Annotated in this window: 14 protein-coding genes; 8 read left to right on the top strand and 6 right to left on the bottom strand. The window is 70.7% G+C overall.

Annotated features, from left to right (window positions below):
- Positions 1-12 precede the first annotated feature (12 nt).
- Together grxD and D7Y04_RS10020 are read left to right on the top strand one after the other, a co-directional pair.
- Positions 13-330 carry a Grx4 family monothiol glutaredoxin gene (gene grxD, locus D7Y04_RS10015; protein WP_120595424.1) on the top strand — a complete coding sequence of 106 codons (318 nt, stop codon included), beginning with the start codon at positions 13-15 and terminating at the stop codon, positions 328-330.
- 81 nt (positions 331-411) lie between these two features.
- Positions 412-1,812 carry a DUF2914 domain-containing protein gene (locus D7Y04_RS10020; RefSeq protein WP_222595330.1) on the top strand — a complete coding sequence of 467 codons (1,401 nt, stop codon included), beginning with the start codon at positions 412-414 and terminating at the stop codon, positions 1,810-1,812.
- Here D7Y04_RS10020 and D7Y04_RS10025 read toward each other — a convergent pair.
- Positions 1,793-2,533 carry a 16S rRNA (uracil(1498)-N(3))-methyltransferase gene (locus tag D7Y04_RS10025; RefSeq protein WP_121759332.1) on the bottom strand — a complete coding sequence of 247 codons (741 nt, stop codon included), beginning with the start codon at positions 2,531-2,533 and terminating at the stop codon, positions 1,793-1,795. The two genes, D7Y04_RS10020 and D7Y04_RS10025, sit on opposite strands and share 20 nt — an antisense overlap.
- Positions 2,534-2,648: 115 nt before the next feature.
- Here D7Y04_RS10025 and D7Y04_RS10030 point away from each other — a divergent pair, with 115 nt between their 5' ends.
- On the top strand, positions 2,649-3,833 hold the full coding sequence (locus tag D7Y04_RS10030; protein WP_120600165.1) for a tRNA-uridine aminocarboxypropyltransferase: 1,185 nt from the start codon (positions 2,649-2,651) through the stop codon (positions 3,831-3,833).
- A gap of 145 nt (positions 3,834-3,978) precedes the next feature.
- On the opposite strand, the gene D7Y04_RS10035 is transcribed toward D7Y04_RS10030, so the two are convergent.
- On the bottom strand, positions 3,979-5,118 hold the full coding sequence (locus tag D7Y04_RS10035; RefSeq protein ID WP_120600166.1) for an acyltransferase family protein: 1,140 nt from the start codon (positions 5,116-5,118) through the stop codon (positions 3,979-3,981).
- Between the two features lie 92 nt (positions 5,119-5,210).
- Between D7Y04_RS10035 and D7Y04_RS44395 the strand changes: the two genes are divergently transcribed.
- From D7Y04_RS44395 to D7Y04_RS10050, 3 genes are all read left to right on the top strand, one after another.
- Positions 5,211-5,987 (top strand): hypothetical protein, encoded by a 777-nt coding sequence (locus tag D7Y04_RS44395; RefSeq protein ID WP_158627477.1) that lies wholly within the window; start codon positions 5,211-5,213, stop codon positions 5,985-5,987.
- A 180-nt stretch (positions 5,988-6,167) separates the two neighbouring features.
- Positions 6,168-7,289, top strand: coding sequence for a cytochrome-c peroxidase (locus tag D7Y04_RS10045; RefSeq protein WP_121759060.1), 1,122 nt, complete (start codon positions 6,168-6,170; stop codon positions 7,287-7,289).
- 50 nt (positions 7,290-7,339) lie between these two features.
- Positions 7,340-7,735 carry a hypothetical protein gene (locus D7Y04_RS10050; RefSeq protein WP_121759061.1) on the top strand — a complete coding sequence of 132 codons (396 nt, stop codon included), beginning with the start codon at positions 7,340-7,342 and terminating at the stop codon, positions 7,733-7,735.
- A gap of 58 nt (positions 7,736-7,793) precedes the next feature.
- On the opposite strand, the gene D7Y04_RS10055 is transcribed toward D7Y04_RS10050, so the two are convergent.
- A complete protein-coding gene (locus D7Y04_RS10055) occupies positions 7,794-9,245 on the bottom strand; it encodes a chondroitinase-B domain-containing protein (protein WP_121759062.1) in 1,452 nt (483 codons plus the stop codon).
- A gap of 169 nt (positions 9,246-9,414) precedes the next feature.
- Between D7Y04_RS10055 and D7Y04_RS10060 the strand changes: the two genes are divergently transcribed.
- Positions 9,415-9,918 carry a hypothetical protein gene (locus tag D7Y04_RS10060; RefSeq protein ID WP_121759063.1) on the top strand — a complete coding sequence of 168 codons (504 nt, stop codon included), beginning with the start codon at positions 9,415-9,417 and terminating at the stop codon, positions 9,916-9,918.
- Between the two features lie 10 nt (positions 9,919-9,928).
- On the opposite strand, the gene D7Y04_RS10065 is transcribed toward D7Y04_RS10060, so the two are convergent.
- The 3 genes from D7Y04_RS10065 to D7Y04_RS10075 form a co-directional block, all read right to left on the bottom strand.
- On the bottom strand, positions 9,929-10,645 hold the full coding sequence (locus D7Y04_RS10065; RefSeq protein WP_158627478.1) for a DUF4476 domain-containing protein: 717 nt from the start codon (positions 10,643-10,645) through the stop codon (positions 9,929-9,931).
- Between the two features lie 109 nt (positions 10,646-10,754).
- Positions 10,755-11,354, bottom strand: coding sequence for a 2,3-diphosphoglycerate-dependent phosphoglycerate mutase (locus D7Y04_RS10070; RefSeq protein ID WP_120600145.1), 600 nt, complete (start codon positions 11,352-11,354; stop codon positions 10,755-10,757).
- 95 nt (positions 11,355-11,449) lie between these two features.
- The gene (locus tag D7Y04_RS10075) at positions 11,450-11,710 is read right to left on the bottom strand and encodes a phosphopantetheine-binding protein (RefSeq protein WP_121759333.1); all 261 of its coding nucleotides are present in this window, start codon (positions 11,708-11,710) and stop codon (positions 11,450-11,452) included.
- Between the two features lie 137 nt (positions 11,711-11,847).
- On the opposite strand from D7Y04_RS10075, the gene D7Y04_RS10080 reads away from it, so the two are divergent.
- The gene (locus D7Y04_RS10080) at positions 11,848-15,516 is read left to right on the top strand and encodes a type I polyketide synthase (protein ID WP_121759065.1); all 3,669 of its coding nucleotides are present in this window, start codon (positions 11,848-11,850) and stop codon (positions 15,514-15,516) included.
- The last annotated feature ends 1 nt before the right edge of the window (position 15,517 follow it).

Raw genomic sequence — 15,517 nt, forward strand, 5'->3', positions numbered from 1 at the left:
GAGCAACAATTCATGGATCCGACCCTCAAGGCCCAGTTCGACGAGACGGTGAAGACGCACCCCATCGTCCTCTTCATGAAGGGCAATGCCCTGTTCCCCCAGTGCGGCTTCTCCGCGCGCGCCCTCCAGCTGCTCCAGCCGCTGGGCCCGGTGCACACGGTGGACGTGCTGGCGGACCCTGCCGTGCGCCAGGGCATCAAGGACTACTCCAGCTGGCCCACCATTCCGCAGGTCTACATCCACGGGAAGTTCGTGGGTGGGTCGGACATCCTGACGGAGCTGGCCGAGCGCGGCGAGCTGCAGGACCTGGTCGCCGCCGGCGGCAAGTAGGCGCGGTTCGGGAGTAGTGGCCCGGGGGGAAGACCCGGGCCCCTTCCCCCGCGTAGACTGGGCGGCGGTCGCCAAGAGGGGTTGAAAGCCGCCGTGCTCACCGTCACACCGCCTGAGTCGAAGCCGCAGGACGCGTCCACCGAAGTGCCCGGCGTGCCGGTCGAGGGGGGCCCCCTTCCTCCCGGCGCGAACGTCGCGGTCGCCACGCCCGGCGCCGCCGTCGCGGATCCGGACGACCTCGTCAGCACGGAGAAGACGCCCACGCTGGTGGACCGCGTGCAGGCCCTCCGCGCGAAGTACGAGAAGCAGGAGATGGCCCTCTTCTTCTTCGCGGGCTTTCTCTACGACGTCCTCACGCTGAGCCCCGTCGACGACGCGCTCACGGAGGTGCAGAACTTCGTCTACCTGGCCATCCTTGCGGGCCTGCTGGTGCTGGAGCAGCGCTACCCGGAAGGCGTGGAGCCGCCGAAGCTGCTGGTCAAGGTATGGCGCTTCCGCGAGGACGCGCTGCACTTCTTGATGGGCAGCCTGCTGAGCGCGTTCACGCTGTTCCTGTTCAAGAGTTCGTCGGGCTTCACGCCGCTCTTGTTCATGGCGGGCATGTTCGGACTGCTGGTGGCCAACGAGCTGCCGCGCTTCCGCCAGCTGGGCCCCGTCATCCGTGTGGCCGTCTTCAGCCTGTGCGTGACGCTGTACTTCGCGTCGCTGCTGCCGGTGCTGTTCGGACGGGTGGGGTGGTGGATCTTCACGCTGTCCGTCGTGCTGGGCTGCGGGAGCATCTATGGGCTGCTTCGCGTGCTCAAGCGGTGGCGGCCGGATGAGAAGGCGCTGCTGCGCACGGTGGCGGTGCCTGGCTTCGGCGCGCAGGCGCTGCTGCTCGGGTGCTACTTCCTGGGCGTGATTCCGCCGGTGCCCCTGGCGGTGCAGTACAGCGGCATCTACCACGCGGTGGAGAAGGTCCCCCAGAGCGTCTATGGCACCTCGGGCGTGTATCGCCTGACGTCGGACGAGCAGCCCTGGTGGAAGGTCTGGACGGCGTTCCACCACGGCGACCAGGAGTTCACGGCGCGCAACGGCGAGCAGCCTGTGTACTTCTTCCGCATCTTCGCGCCCAAGGGCTTCGAGAGTTACTACGTGGTCGTGCGCTGGTTCCATGACCACCCGGAGAAGGGCTGGACGGCGCTGGGCAAGGGCTATCGTGCCCCGGTGAGCAGCAACGGCTCGGAGGGCGGCTTCCGCTACTACGCGCGGCCGGGCATCCCGCTCAAACCGGGCGACTGGCGCGTCGTGGTGGAGACGGAGAGCGGGCATGAAATCAACCGCCTGAACTTCACCGTCATCGACGGCACGGGCACGGAGAAGCCCACCAACAAGGTGGAGGTGTCCGTGCTCAAGACCACCAAGCCGCTGCCGCTGGAGGCCTGGGAGAAGGACCATCCTCCGAAGGCCGTGGCCCCCGCGGCTACGGCGCCGGCGCCTTGAGCAGCGTCACCTGACCCAGCAGCACCGGCACCGCCGTCTCCACGCGCAGGATGCGGGGGCCCAGCGAGAAGGGCAGGAAGCCTTGGGCTTCCAGCAGCTGGGTCTCGAAGGGCACCCAGCCTCCGTCCGGGCCGATGGCGAGCACCACCCGCGCGGCGCGCGTGATGTCCCGGGCCTGGAGGGAGAGGCTGGCGGGCGGGTGGGGGAGCAGCCGCAGCGGCTCCGGGCCGAAGACAGCGTCCAGCTCGTCCTCGACGAAGGGGCGGAAGCGCTCGCGGATGAGCACCTCCGGCATGCGCGTATCGCGGGCCTGCTCCAGGCCCTGGAGGAGCAGCTCGCGGACGAAGGCCTCGTTGAGCACCTTGGAGTCGAAGTAGCTCTTCTCCACGCGGGCCGCGTTCACCAGCACGATGCGGTCCACGCCCAGGGACGCCACGGCGGGCAGGACCTTCTTGAGCGCCTTGGGGCGGGGGATGGCCAGGAGCAGGTCCACGCCGGCCCGGGGCGGCGGTGAGTCCGTGAGGTCGACGCGCAGGTGGAGCAGGCCGGGGGCGTTCTCCAGCACCTCTCCCGTGCCGATGAGGCCGTTGAGGCGGCCCACGCGCAGGGATTCGCCGGGTTCGGCCTTGAGGACGTCGCGGGCGTGCTGGGCGCGACGGCCGGTGAGCCGGGCGGTGCCGTCCGGCTGGAAGTCCTCGTCCAAGAGCAGGAGCAGGTTCACGGTCCCCTCCATGTAGCCGTTCCCGGGCGGGCAGGGGAGGGGGCGAGCCTTCCGGGAGGGGCCGTGCCCGGTCGACCGGGGCAGGGCGGGGCGGGGCCGTGATAAAGGGCCGGGCGTGCGTACCTTCTGCATCAAGTGTCTGCGTCCTGAAAGCGCGTGCTACTGCGCGCATGTCCCCCAGCTCCAGACGCGCACGCGCGTGGTGTTCCTCCAGCATCCGAGGGAGCGGCGCGTGGCCATTGGCACGGCGCGCATGGCGCACCTGTCGCTGACCAACTCGGAGCTGCACCGGGGCGTGGACTTCTCCGGCCACGCGCGGCTGGAGGAGCTGGCGAAGAACCCGGAGCGCGTCGCGGTGCTCTTCCCGGGCGAGGACGCCATCTCCGTGGAGGAGGCCCAGGCGAACCCTCCGGAGACGCTCATCGTCGTGGACGGCACCTGGCCGCAGGCGAAGAAGGTGGTGATGCGCAACCCGGTGCTCGCGGCGCTGCCGCGCATCGGCTTCGTGCCGCGCCGCCCGAGCAACTACCGCATCCGCGCGGAGCCGGCGGACCACTGCGTCTCCACCATCGAGGCGGTGGCGGAAATCCTCGGCCAGCTGGAGGGCAAGCCCGAGTACTTCGACCGCATGCTGGGCGCGTTCGAGTTCATGGTGGACACGCAGCTGGAGCGCCAGGAGACGCGCACGGGGCCCAACCGCCGCCGCATCTACAAGGGCGAGTGGCGCCCGCCGCTGGAGCTGCGCTCGCTGGCGGATGCCGCGGACCGGCTGGTCCTCTTCTACGCGGAGGCGAACGCGCACCCGCTGGAGGCGGGCATCCCTCCGGAGCTGGTGCACCTGGTGGCGGTCCGCTACTCCACGGGCGAGCGCTTCGAGGCGGTCATCGCGCCCGAGCAGCCGCTCGCGTACAGCACGTCGCTGCACGTCGAGCTTCCGGAGGACGAGCTGCGCGCCGGTGAGCCGCGTGCCCAGGCACTGGCCCGCTTCGAGGCGTTCCTGCGCCCGGACGACGAGCTGACGGTGTGGACCTCGTTCGCCCTGGATCTGCTGTGGAACAGCGGCCTGACGCGCAGGGCCGCGCGCAACGTGCGGCTGGTGACCGCGCGGGCGCTGAAGGGCAAGGCGGGCGGCGTGGAGCAGGCGGTGGAGCTGCTCAAGGCGCCGGAGGTAGCGACGTGGGCCCGGGGCCGCGCGGGCCGTCGCATCAACGCACTGGAGGCCGTGACGCGTGAGCTGGTGGCGCGTGGCAACGCGACCGAGCCGCCCGCGAAGCTGCCGCGCACCGGCTCCGAGGGTTGAGGCCGTGACGCGTGAGCTGGTGGCGCGTGGCAACGCGACCGAGCCGCCCGCGAAGCTGCCGCGCACCGGCTCCGAGGGCTGAGGCCGCGAGCGTGGCCGCCCTGCGCGCCGTCGTCCCGGCCGCGTGAACGGACGGGGCTTCCTGCTACTGGCCCAGGCGCGCGGTGCCGACGCTGGCGTTCAGCGTGGTGGATCCAGCGCGCCACGGACGGGCCTGCTCGCGGACCCAGCGGCCCATCCGGGCGATGAGATAGCAGCCCACCAGCAGCGCCACGGAGGTACCCAGCGCCGCCGCGATGCCCAGCCGGGGACCGATGCGCTGCGCGAGGCCCGCGATGTCCGCCCAGCCGTACACCACCGGCAGGTGCAGCACGTAGATCCACAACGACAGACGTCCCAGCGGAGCCAGCAGGCCGCTCACCCGCTGCGGCAGCAGGTTCACGACGCCCAGCACCAGCAGGCCCTGCGCCACGCGGTACATCACCATCGTGGGACTGGTGGGCGTCCACTCCACGGGCACCCAACGGGTGAGCGCCAGCAGCGCTCCGCCCAGCGCGAGCAATGAGAAGCCCTGCGGCAGGCCCGGCTTGAGCAGGTGAAGGGCGTGCGCGGCGAACGCGCCCGCGAAGAAGAAGCCCGCCCAGGGGAAGAACGGGAAGCGGCTGCCCTCGCCATTGCCAATGAACTGCTGCAACGGCACCGGCAGGTGCGCGCCCGCGTCCCACATCCCGGCGCTCGCCAGGGGGATGCCCACCGCCAGCCCGCCCAGCAGCAACGCCCGGGCGCCCCGGTTCGGCGTCACCACCAGCGCCATGGCGCCCAGGAGCAGCGCTGCGCCAATGCACTGGAGCGCGTCGAACTGGAACACCTTGCGCAACATGGCTTCGGAGAAGCCCAGCTCGCGCACCGCGCCCCAGCCCGGCCAGTGCAGCAGGTAGCCCAGGAAGAGCAGCAGCAGCGCGCGGCGGAACCGGCGGCCGAAGGAGTCCTTCGCGGCGCCCGGCTTCGTGCCCAGCGCCATCACCACCGCCCAGCCGCTCACCAGCAGGAACAGCGGCGCGGTGATGCCCCGGATCTTCCAGTACTCCTGGATCCACGGATGGTCCCGGAACGCGGGCGCGAGCAGCGCGTCCAGCGTGTGACCCATCACCATGGCGAGCACGGCCAGTCCTCGCGCGCCATCCAACGCGGGGTGCCGGGTCTGCCGGAAGTTGAGAGAGGGACCGAAGCCTTTCAAAACGGTCCGAGCATAAGCCCACGTGCGGGCCTCGTCTCCAAAACGCACCAACCGTGGGGGTCGGCAGGCGTGGAAACGCGCCGGATTTTCACTCTCAGCCCAGGTCGCGTCCTTCGCGGAGGATGCTACAGGATGGATGCATGTCCGCCCGTTCCGCACTCGCCGCCCTCGTGCTCCTCGCTGTCCCGGCCTCAGTCCGCGCCGCGTCCGGCGATGACTGGTTTGGCAGCGACAAGCCCAAACACTTCGCGGCGTGCGCGGCGGCCACGGGCGTGGGCTACGGGGCGGGCGCCGTCCTCTTCGATTCGCCGGGCGCGCGTGCGCTCACCGGCGTGGGACTGGGATTGGGCGTGGGGTTGGGCAAGGAGGTGTACGACAAGGCTCGCGGCAAGGTCTTCTCCGTGAAGGACCTGGCGTGGGACACCGCCGGCACCGCGACGGGGCTACTGGCCTCGTTCCTCGTGGACCGGTTCATCACCGAGGTGCTCCTGCCCCCCCGGAGCGTCGCCGTCGCCGGGCGTGGCGGCGGGAGCGTCCGGGCGCGCGCGGCGCTCCACGAACTTCAGCAGCAGGTCTCGCTGCAGCCGGGGCTCCACCAGCAGCAGGCGGCCTTCGGGATCATCGGAGTCGGAGACGAGCACGGTGACCTGCCGGCGCGGGCACTGGTTCATGCAGCCGGTGGGCGTGACGCGCACCTGACCGGCGAGGCCCTTCTCGGCCAGCTCCCCCTGGAGCCAGCGCGGCAGGTCCTGCCCTCCGCTCCGGGCGCTCTTCGTCAGGCACTTGCGGCAGACGAGCACGTCCACCTCCCGCCCCTTGCCGCCCGTGTCGCCATCCTGCATCCGCCGTCCTCCGTGACGCCCCGCTTCCAGGCGGATGCGCCGCTGCGTGTAACCGAGACCTTCAAGAAGAGGTAGCGGCGCGGGGATTGTTCCGCAGGAGGCTCGGGCCGCGTCCGCCGGGCCGCCGTCCGGGCAGGCGCTGCCGGACTGATGGAATGGGAAAGGCCGCGCCGTGGGTGCGACGTTCTGTCGCGACGCCAGCCGCCCGGGGCACTGGTACGGTGCGCTCCGCGCCGCATCCGGGAGGCTCTTCACATGACGCGAAATCGACTGCTGCTCGGGTTCACCCTGTCTGTGATGGGAACGGGCTTGTTCGCCGGTTGTGAGCGCTCCCCAGACAAGGCTCCGGAGGCGAAGCCGCCCGCGCCCGCTCCCGTGGTGGAGCAGGCCCCGAAGCCCACGGCACCGGATGCCGCGGCGGTGGTGAAGCTGGCGTCGCACTTCTTCCAGGCGCCTCGCAACCAGGCGCCGCTGCCCGACGACACCGCGGAGCAGGTGGCCCTGGGGCGCATGCTCTTCCACGAGCCCCGCCTGTCGAAGAACCACGACGTGTCCTGCAACAGCTGCCACGGACTCGACACCTTCGGCGTGGACAACAAGGCGCTGTCGGAAGGTCACAAGAAGCAGAAGGGCAGCCGCAACTCGCCCACCGTCTACAACGCGGCCCATTACATCGCGCAGTTCTGGGACGGACGCGCCGCCACGCTGGAGGCCCAGGCGGAAGGGCCGATGATGAACCCGGTGGAGATGGCCATGCCGGACGCGAAGCGCGTCGAGGCCACGCTGTCCTCCATCCCCGAATACAGCACGCGCTTCCGCACTGCCTTCCCCAAGGGGGGCAAGCCCGTCACGCTGGCGAACGCCGCCCGGGCGCTGGCCGCCTTCGAGCGCACGCTCACCACGCCGTCGCGCTTCGACCGCTTCCTTGCGGGGGAGCACGTGGCCCTGAGCGCGCAGGAGCAGCGCGGGCTGGAGGCCTTCGTCACCACCGGCTGCACCACGTGCCACAACGGTCCGGCGGTGGGCGGCTCTTCGTTCCAGAAGCTGGGGCTGGTGGAGGCGTACCCGGCCCTCACCGACGCGGGCCGCTTCGACGCGACGAAGAACGAGGACGACCGGGGCTACTTCCGCGTGCCCACCCTGCGCAACGTGGAGATGACCGGGCCCTACCTGCACGACGGCAGCGTGAAGGACCTGCCCACCATGGTGCGCCTGATGGGCCGCTACCAGCTGGGCCGCACGCTGAAGGACGGCGAGGTGGACGACCTGGTGGCCTTCCTCAAGAGCCTCACGGGCGAGCTGCCCCCCACCGAGCGCATCTCCGCGCCGCCCCTGCCCCCCAGCACGAAGCGCACGCCCAAGCCGGACCCGTCGTAGCTTGCAGGAAACGTCGCGCCCCGCCCGGCGGGTGCTAAACCCTCGCGTCCATGACCTTCTTCTTCCATCTCCACTCGGGTCTTCGTTACCTGGTGCTGTTGTCCGGTGTCATCGCGCTCGCGTTCTTCGCGTTCGCGGTTGCCACGAAGCGCCCGTTCGACAAGGCGGGGCGCATCATCGGCGCGTCCTACTCAGGCTTCATGCAGCTGCAGTTGCTCGTGGGCATTGGCGTGCTGCTGACGCGCGGGTACTACCCAGCGCTCATCGGGCACATCGTGATGATGATTCTCGCGGTGGGCGCCATCCAGGGCCCCCTGTCCGCGAACCGCCGGCGCACGCCGCCCGGCTACGTGCTGCCGCTGGTGGGCACGCTGGTGTCGCTGGCGCTGGTGGTGGGCGGCATCCTGGCCATCCGCCCGGGCCTGTTCGTCTCCACCGCGTTCTAAAGCGCGCGGGTGAGGGAGCGAAGCGGCTGGGGTCTCCAGCCGCCTCGCCAGGCCTCCGCTAGCGACGCGCGCGCCGGCGCAGGGCCAGCGGCACGAGCAGCCCGAGGAGCGCGGGCAGCAGGCCCGGGCTCGCGGTGCAACCGCCGTCATCTTCGTCCGACGGCTCCTGCTCCGGGCCGGAGCCCGCGTCCGGAACGACGCCCGCGTCCGTGGTTCCGGTGCCCGCGTCCGTGCCGGTGCCCGCGTCCACGCTGGTGCCCGCGTCCGTGGTTCCGCCGGTGCCCGCGTCCGTGCCGCCGCCCGTGTTCGCGGGGCAGTTACCCAGCGAGTGCTCCAGGGCTCCCAGCGTCGTCGTGGCGGGCCGGGGGCGCGCGCAGAAGTCCTCCGGCACCAGGGTGTTCCGCGGGGCCGCGCCGACGAGGACCGACACGTCGCCCTTGAGGGTCAGGTCGCCCTTGAGCGGCGCCACGTACCAGCCCGCCCAGTCGCCGGTCGTCACGCTCATCCGGTTCGAGCTCGTGGTGACGCTGGAGCCGTCGCGGTTGCGGATGAGGCCGGACATCACGTTGCCGATGGCCTCGCCGGTGGACGCGGCGTAGCGGTAGTCCACGCCCGTCGTGCCGATGAACGTGTTGAACAGCACGCGCGTGTTCGCGGCCTTGTTCAGGTACACGGCCACGTCCGAGCAGTTGGCCACGATGTTGTTGCGGATGATTCCGTCCTTGTGCTCCGGCGAGCACGGCACGGTCGGGTCGAAGGCCGGCGCGCAGAACTCGTTCCCGGTTCCGCCTCCGCCAAACGACAGACCGATGCGCGTGTCCCCCGCGGGCTGGTCCTTCACGCAAAGGACGCGGTTGCGCTCGAAGAGGCCGCGATTGCCGCCGCTCTTCATGAAGGCGCCGTAGGAGATGCCGCCCTGCTTGGAGAAGTCATGCAGTTCGTTGTCGCGGACCACCCAGTCATCGCCGGTGTCGATGTTCAGCTTGGTGACGGGCGTGCCCGTCGCGCGCGCGTGCGTGTCGTAGATTTCGTTGTTCTCGATGAGGCCCCGGTGCGGGATCTCCCACACGCCGCCAGCGTTCTTCGACGCGTTCACCTTGAGTTGCGCGTTGAAGTCGCGCACGCGGCTGTTGCGCAGGACGAAGTTCTCCGCGTGGCCGGTGACGTGGAAGGCGTGCTCACAGGTCTGGTCGTTCGCGCAGATGCCCTCCACCGTGAGCCCGTCGAAGGTCCAGTACCGGCCGGACACCTTGAAGCCCTCCTGCGCGTTGAAGCGCACGACGGCCGCGTGGCGGTTCTTCGCACGCACGATGATGGGCGCGGCCTGGGTGCCCTCCGCGGCGCAGTTGAGGTTCGCGTTGACGGTGTACGTGCCGTCCTCCAGGACGAGCTCATCGCCGGCCTTCGCGGACGAAAGCGCGGTCTGGAGCTCGGTCACGGTGGTGATGCTCTTCACGGCCGCGCTGCCCGTCAGCGGCAGCAGGAGCAGGGTGAGGGACAGGGTTTTCAAGGGGGGACTCCCGGTACGAAGAGAAGGGGGGCGCTGACGTTACCGGATCCCCACGCAGGGCAGGCGGCCGGGCGTGCGCAGGCATTCCGGGTGCTAGGGAATCCGCATCCGCGTGAACACCTGTCCTCTCATGGCTCGCCAATCCAGAGGCTCGCGACGGGGACGCTCCATGCTCACGGTGTCAGTGCTCGCGGGGGTGCTGCTCACGGCTCCGGGCGCGTTCGCGCTGCCTTCCCAGGGACAGTCGCTGCCCGAGTTCTCCGCGCGCGACCTGACGAACGGGAAGCATGCGAGCGAGGAGTTGAAGGGGCGCCCCACGCTGCTGGTCGTCATCACCGAGAAGGACGCGGGCGCCCAGATGCGCGGATGGTTCGACGCGGCGGACCAGCACGTCTCGGACTCGGTGCACCGCCAGTCGCTCATCGCCCTCAAGCTGCCGTTCTTCGTCAGCGAGGGCACCGCGCGCGGCAAGGCGAAGGGCCAGGTGCCTCAGTCCTACTGGCAGGACACCTGGCTGGACAAGAACGGTGACATGGCCAGGGCCCTGGGCCTCTCCCCCAGCGAAACCCCCTATGTCCTGGCGCTGGACGCGGAAGGACGGGTGCTCGCCAGCGTCCACGCCACCGTGGACTCGCAGGAGGCGCGGACCATCTGGTCCGCGCTCCAGCGGTGACGCGGGAAGGCTAGTAGCGCCCGCCGCTGTCGAGGATGGCCTGCAGCTGCTGCTTGTCGTTGGAGAAGGGGAACGCCTGGTACAGCTGGTAGCCATTCTGCGGATCCAGCAGCGTGGGCCGCATCAGGCGCACCACCTCCAGCTTGTCGTTGGAGAAGTTGAACTGCCCCAGCACGGACAGGATGTGCGTCACGAGGAAGTTCTCGTTCGGGGCCACCTGCGACAGGATGCGCAGCTTCTCGCGCGGGAAGGACTCGCGCACCATCGCCGCGGTGACGTTGCGGAACTGCACGTCCGTGATGGGACGCACCACCGGCGGCGGGGGCGGCATCGGATGCTGCGGTCCCGGGGGCGGCAGGCCCGTGCCGTACGGCGCGGCCTCGTCCACGTACTCGCTCAGCTTGTCCAGCTCCTCCATGGCGTTGCGGATGCTCTCGCGGCCCTTGGCGTCCTTCGTGCGGGACATCGCGTCGCGCAGCGCGTTCTCCATCCGGTCGATGCGGCGCGCCATCTGCTCACGGTCGATGACGACCTGGTTGCGCGAGGGCACCGGCATCGGCACCGGCTGCGGCATCGGTCCCGGGCGCGGCGTGGACTGGCCCGGGGGCGGCGGGCGGCGGAACTCGGCGCCGCCAGAGATGGTGACTGAGTCCGCCGTTTTGGGCGCCGTCTGGGCCAGGGCCGCGGCGGAGGAGAGCAGGACGACGGCGAGGGTCAGGGCCTTCATGGTGTGCATCCTTGGGGGTGTTCGTGCTTCGTCCCATCTGACGGGCAAGAAGGCCGCTCATTCAAGCCCCCTCCCATCTTCCCCAGGAAGGCCCTGCCGTCAGGGCGGCTCAGCCGCGCTTGGAGACGACCTGTCCGTCGGCGCCAATCTCGTAGACGAGCGGCACGCCGGTGGCGAGCTCCAGGCCCACCACCGTCTCGCCGGACAGCTTGTCCAGGCGCATCACCAGGGATCGGTTGGAGTTGCCGTGCGCCACGACGAGCACGTTCTTGCCCTGGCGCAGGTCGCCCGCGATGGCGCGGTCGAAGAAGGGCAGCACGCGCTTGGCGGTCATCTCCAGGGACTCGCCGTTGGGGGGCGGCACGTCAAAGGAGCGGCGCCAGACGTGGACCTGCTTCTCGCCGAACTCCTTGGCGGCGTCCGCCTTGTTGAGGCCCTGCAGGTCGCCGTAGTGGCGCTCGTTGAGGGCCGCGTCGCGGATGACGGGCGGGGTCTGCTTCAGCGCCTCCAGCAGGATGGCCAGCGTCTGCTGCGCCCGGCTGAGGGCGGAGGTGTAGGCCACGTCGAACTTCACGCCCTGGAGGGAGTCGGCGGCCTTGCGGGCTTCGGCGCGGCCCTGCTCGGTGAGGGGCACGTCCACGAAGCCGGTGAAGCGGTTCTCAAGGTTCCAGAGGGACTGACCGTGACGGACGAGGGCGAGGATGGGCATGGCCTCCCTGCTAGCCCAACCAGGGGCGGGGGGAAAAGAGGCAAGCCCCGTCCACCCGCCCGGCCCGTCGTCTTGCGGCCACGCTCCGGGGCGTGTCAGCTGGTGGCCGGGGTCTCCTGCTGGAGGCGCTCGCAGACGGCCGCCACCGCGCTCAGCGTGTTGAACAGGTCCACCATGCCCACCTGGAGGCCCAGGTCGTCCTCGATGCGGTTGGCCAGCATCGTGGCCAGCAGCGAGTTGCCCCCCACCTCCAGGAAGTGGTCCTCCGGCCGCACGGCGTCCACCCCCAGCAGCTCCTGCCAGTACCCGGCCAGCCGCGCCTCCATGGGCGAGGGGACTGCGCTCTGTGTGCTCATGGTGGGCTGCTCCGGATTCTGGATTTGCTGCAAATTGAGGAAAATAGAACTACCGCGTCAAGGCTGACCGCGCCAGGGCGAGCAGGCGGGCTTCGGCGTCCCCCGGTTTCTGGGCTTCCCTGGCAGGCTCGGGAGCCATGGACCACGCGAACGAGGCCGCAACGGACGCCGGGGACGAGGACGCGCCCATGGCAGTGGCGGTGGTGGGGCTGGCGCTGCGCTTTCCGGGGGCGGAGGACGCGCGCCAGTACTGGCGCAACCTGGTGGGAGGGGTGGACTCCATCACCCGGCTGGACGCGGCGGGCCGGGAGCGGATGGGGCTGCCGCAGGGCGACGAGTGGATCACCGCGGCGGGGGTGCTGGAGGAGGCGGAGGGCTTCGACGCGGCGTTCTTCGGGTACTCGGCGCGCGAGGCGGAGCAGATGGATCCGCAGCACCGGGCGCTCCTGGAGTGCGCGTGGGCGGCGATGGAGTCCGCGGGGTACGCGCCCCGGGGCCAGCCGATGCGGGCGGCGGTGTACGCGGGGGCGGGCTTCACGACGTACGGAGGGCGGGATGTGGCCGCGGGGCTGGCGGGGGCGTTGGGGCTCTCCGGGGACTTCCTCGCCACGCGGGTGTCGTACGAACTGGACCTGACGGGGCCGGCGATGACGGTGCAGACGGCGTGTTCCACGTCGTTGGTGGCGTTGCACCTGGCCTGTCAGTCGCTGCTCGCGGGCGAGTGCGACCTGGCGCTCGCGGGAGGTGTGTCCATCCGCACGCCGCAGCTGGGGGCGCATCGCAAACTTGAGGGCGGCATCCTGGCGCCGGATGGGCGCTGCCGGCCGTTCGACGTGAACGCGACGGGCACGGCGGTGGGCAATGGCGTGGGGATGCTGGTGCTCAAGCGGCTGGCGGATGCGGTGGCGGACCGGGACAGCATCCGCGCCATCGTCTTGGGCACGGCGTTGAACAACGACGGGGGCTCGAAGACGGGGTTCGCGGCGCCTTCGGTGCAGGGACAGGCGGCGGTCATCCGCGAGGCGTTGTCGGTGGCGGGGGTGGCGCCGTCGGACGTGTCCTATGTGGAAGCGCACGGGACGGCGACGGCGTTGGGGGATCCGATTGAGGTCGCGGCGCTCAAGCAGGTGTTCGAGGGGGCTCCTCCGGGCGCGTGTGGCCTGGGCGCGGTGAAGAGCAACTTCGGGCACCTGGACGCGGCGGCGGGCGTGGCGGGGGTGATCAAGACGGTGCTGTCGATGGAGCACCGCACGCTGCCTCCGACGCTGCATTTCACGAAGCCGCATCCGATGCTGGAGCTGGAGGGCAGTCCCTTCCAGGTGGTGGGGAGCGCACGTGCTTGGGAGGGCCCGTTGCCGCTGCGCGCGGGGGTGACGGCGCTGGGGATTGGGGGCACGAACGCGCATGTGGTGTTGCAGGAGGCGCCGGCCCTTCCGGAGACGGATGCGCCCCGGCGTGGGGAAGAGGTGCTGCTCTTGTCGGCGAAGACGGAGGGCGCGCTGGAGCGGATGACCGTGGCGCTCGCGGAGCGCGTGCAGGAGGCTTCGGGCGCCTGGCTCGCGGACGTCGCTCATACGTTGCAGGTGGGGCGTGCGCGCTTCCCGTGGCGCCGCTTCGTCGTGGTCCGACAGGGCGAGGACGCGACGGCGCTGCTGGAGGGGCGGTCCTCCGCCGGTGCTGATGCGCCTCCTCGGATCCGCACCGTGTTCGACGAGGGCGAGTCTCGCGGCGTGGCCTTCCTGTTCCCGGGCGGCGGTGCGCAGCGGGTGAACATGGGCGAGGCGTTCCTTCGCGAGCCCGCGTTCCGCGCTGCCATCGACACGTGCGCGGAGTTGCTTCGCGGTCCCATGGGCGCGGACCTCCGCGACATCCTCTTCGCCGGACCCGAGCGCTTCGACGCGGCGGCCCGTGAGCTGGACCGGCCGCTGTGGTCCCAGCCCGCGCTGTTCGTCTGCGACTGGGCGCTCGCTCAGTTGTGGCTGTCGTGGGGCGTGAAGCCGGACGCGTTGCTGGGGCACTCGCTCGGCGAATACGTGGCCGCGTGCCTCGCGGGTGTGTTCACGCTGGAGGAGGCGCTGGGCCTCGTTGTCGCTCGCGGACGCTTGATGGAGGCGATGCCACCGGGCGGGATGGTGTCCGTGCTCGCGCCCGTGGCGCAGGTCTCGGAGCTCGTGGGGCCGGCCGTGTCGGTGGCGGCCATCAACGGCCCGGAGACCTGTGTCCTCTCCGGCCCGTTGCCGGAGCTGGAGGCGGCGGAGCAGGCGCTGACGGCGCGGGGCATCGAGCACAAGCGGGTGCGCTACGCGCGCGCCGCGCACTCCTCCATGATGGAGCCGTACCTGGAAGGCTTCGCTCGGGAAGTGGCCCGCGTGAGGCTTCGCGTGCCCTCGCTGCCCGTCGTTTCCAGCCTCACCGGCCGGTGGCTCCAGGAGCGCGAGGCGACGTCACCTGACTATTGGGTCCGGCACCTGAGGCACACGGTCCGCTTCTCCGACGCTCTGGGCTGCCTGCTGGAATCCGGGGACCGCGCACTGATTGAAGTGGGCCCGGGCACGACGCTCACCGCGCTCACGAGGCAACATCCGGCGCGCAAGACGCAGCCCGTACTGGCCACCCTGCCGACGAAGGGCGATGCGCCCGGGAGCGCCCTGGCGGCCCTGGGCGAAGCGTGGGCCGCGGGCGTGGACGTGGACTGGGAACACATCCGGGACGGCGAGCGGCGTCGGCGCGTGGACCTGCCGACCTACAGCTTCGACCGCGAGCACTACAGCCTGGACGATGCCGCGCCGAGCCCCCTCGCACGCGATGCCATGGCGGCCAAGGCGAAGGCAACCGGCCCCTCGAAGCCGAAGGCTCAGGCTCCTCGTCGCGGTGAGCGCGTGGCCCCCCGTGACGCCACGGAGCAGTCCCTGGTCGAGTGCTTCCAGACGCTGTTCCGCCTGGATGACGTGGGCATCCACGACGACTTCTTCGCGCTGGGTGGCGACTCGTTGGTCGCGCTCCGGCTGCTCGCGATGATCTCCGAACGCTTCGGCAAGCGGCTCGCGCTGAAGGAGATGCTGACCGCGCCCACGGTGGAGTTGTTGGCGCGGAAGCTGGGCGGACGCGAGGAGGGCCGGTCCCTGCCTGCCGGGGTCGCGTTGCTCCAGCAGGGCACTCGCGGCCCGCCGCTCTTCTTCGTGCACGCGGCCGGAGGCCAGGCGGTGTTCTACCGCGACCTGGCGCGCGCCATCGACGCGGGCCGGGCCGCCTACGCCTTCGAGTCCCGGGGCCTGGAGCCAGACGGACCGCTGCACACGTCCGTCGACGAGATGGCGACGGCCTACCTGGAGGACCTGCGCGCGTTGCAGCCCGTGGGGCCGTATCTGCTGGTGGGAGCGTCGTTTGGCGGCGCGGTGGTCTACGAGATGGCCCGCCGGCTAACGGCGGAAGGCCACGCGGTGCCGCTGTGCGCGATGCTCGACACGCCGGGCCCTGGGGACATCGCCCGGGCCCAGGTGGGCGGAGTGGGCTTCGCGCAGGAGCAGGTCTTCGCGGATCCGGAGGAGCAGCGTCGGTACGTGCGCGTCTGGGAGGCGAACATGACGGCCCTGCGCGACTACGCCATGCCCCGCTTCGAGGGCGGCACCCTCCAGTTCTTCCGCGCGGCGACCGTCATCGAGCACATGCCGAAGCACGTGGAACTCGAATGGCTGGATTCGGGCGCGGTGCTCCGGGTGGAGACCGTACCCGGCGACCACCAGTCGATGCTCACGGGCGAGAACGCTGAAGGGCTGGGCGCGAAGCTCGCGGCGCTCCTTCCGTGAA

The organism is Corallococcus sp. AB038B, assembly GCF_003668955.1.
In the GTDB taxonomy this organism is placed as follows: Bacteria; Myxococcota; Myxococcia; order Myxococcales; family Myxococcaceae; genus Corallococcus; species Corallococcus exiguus.

Excerpts from the sequence above, each read along its gene's own strand:
- D7Y04_RS10070 (WP_120600145.1), bottom strand. The coding sequence starts at position 11,354 with ATGCCCATCCTCGCCCTCGTCCGTCACGGTCAGTCCCTCTGGAACCTT.
- D7Y04_RS10045 (WP_121759060.1), top strand. The coding sequence starts at position 6,168 with ATGACGCGAAATCGACTGCTGCTCGGGTTCACCCTGTCTGTGATGGGA.
- D7Y04_RS10075 (WP_121759333.1), bottom strand. The coding sequence starts at position 11,710 with ATGAGCACACAGAGCGCAGTCCCCTCGCCCATGGAGGCGCGGCTGGCC.
- grxD (WP_120595424.1), top strand. The coding sequence starts at position 13 with ATGGATCCGACCCTCAAGGCCCAGTTCGACGAGACGGTGAAGACGCAC.
- D7Y04_RS10080 (WP_121759065.1), top strand. The coding sequence starts at position 11,848 with ATGGACCACGCGAACGAGGCCGCAACGGACGCCGGGGACGAGGACGCG.
- D7Y04_RS10050 (WP_121759061.1), top strand. The coding sequence starts at position 7,340 with ATGACCTTCTTCTTCCATCTCCACTCGGGTCTTCGTTACCTGGTGCTG.
- D7Y04_RS10065 (WP_158627478.1), bottom strand. The coding sequence starts at position 10,645 with ATGAAGGCCCTGACCCTCGCCGTCGTCCTGCTCTCCTCCGCCGCGGCC.
- D7Y04_RS10060 (WP_121759063.1), top strand. The coding sequence starts at position 9,415 with ATGCTCACGGTGTCAGTGCTCGCGGGGGTGCTGCTCACGGCTCCGGGC.
- D7Y04_RS44395 (WP_158627477.1), top strand. The coding sequence starts at position 5,211 with ATGTCCGCCCGTTCCGCACTCGCCGCCCTCGTGCTCCTCGCTGTCCCG.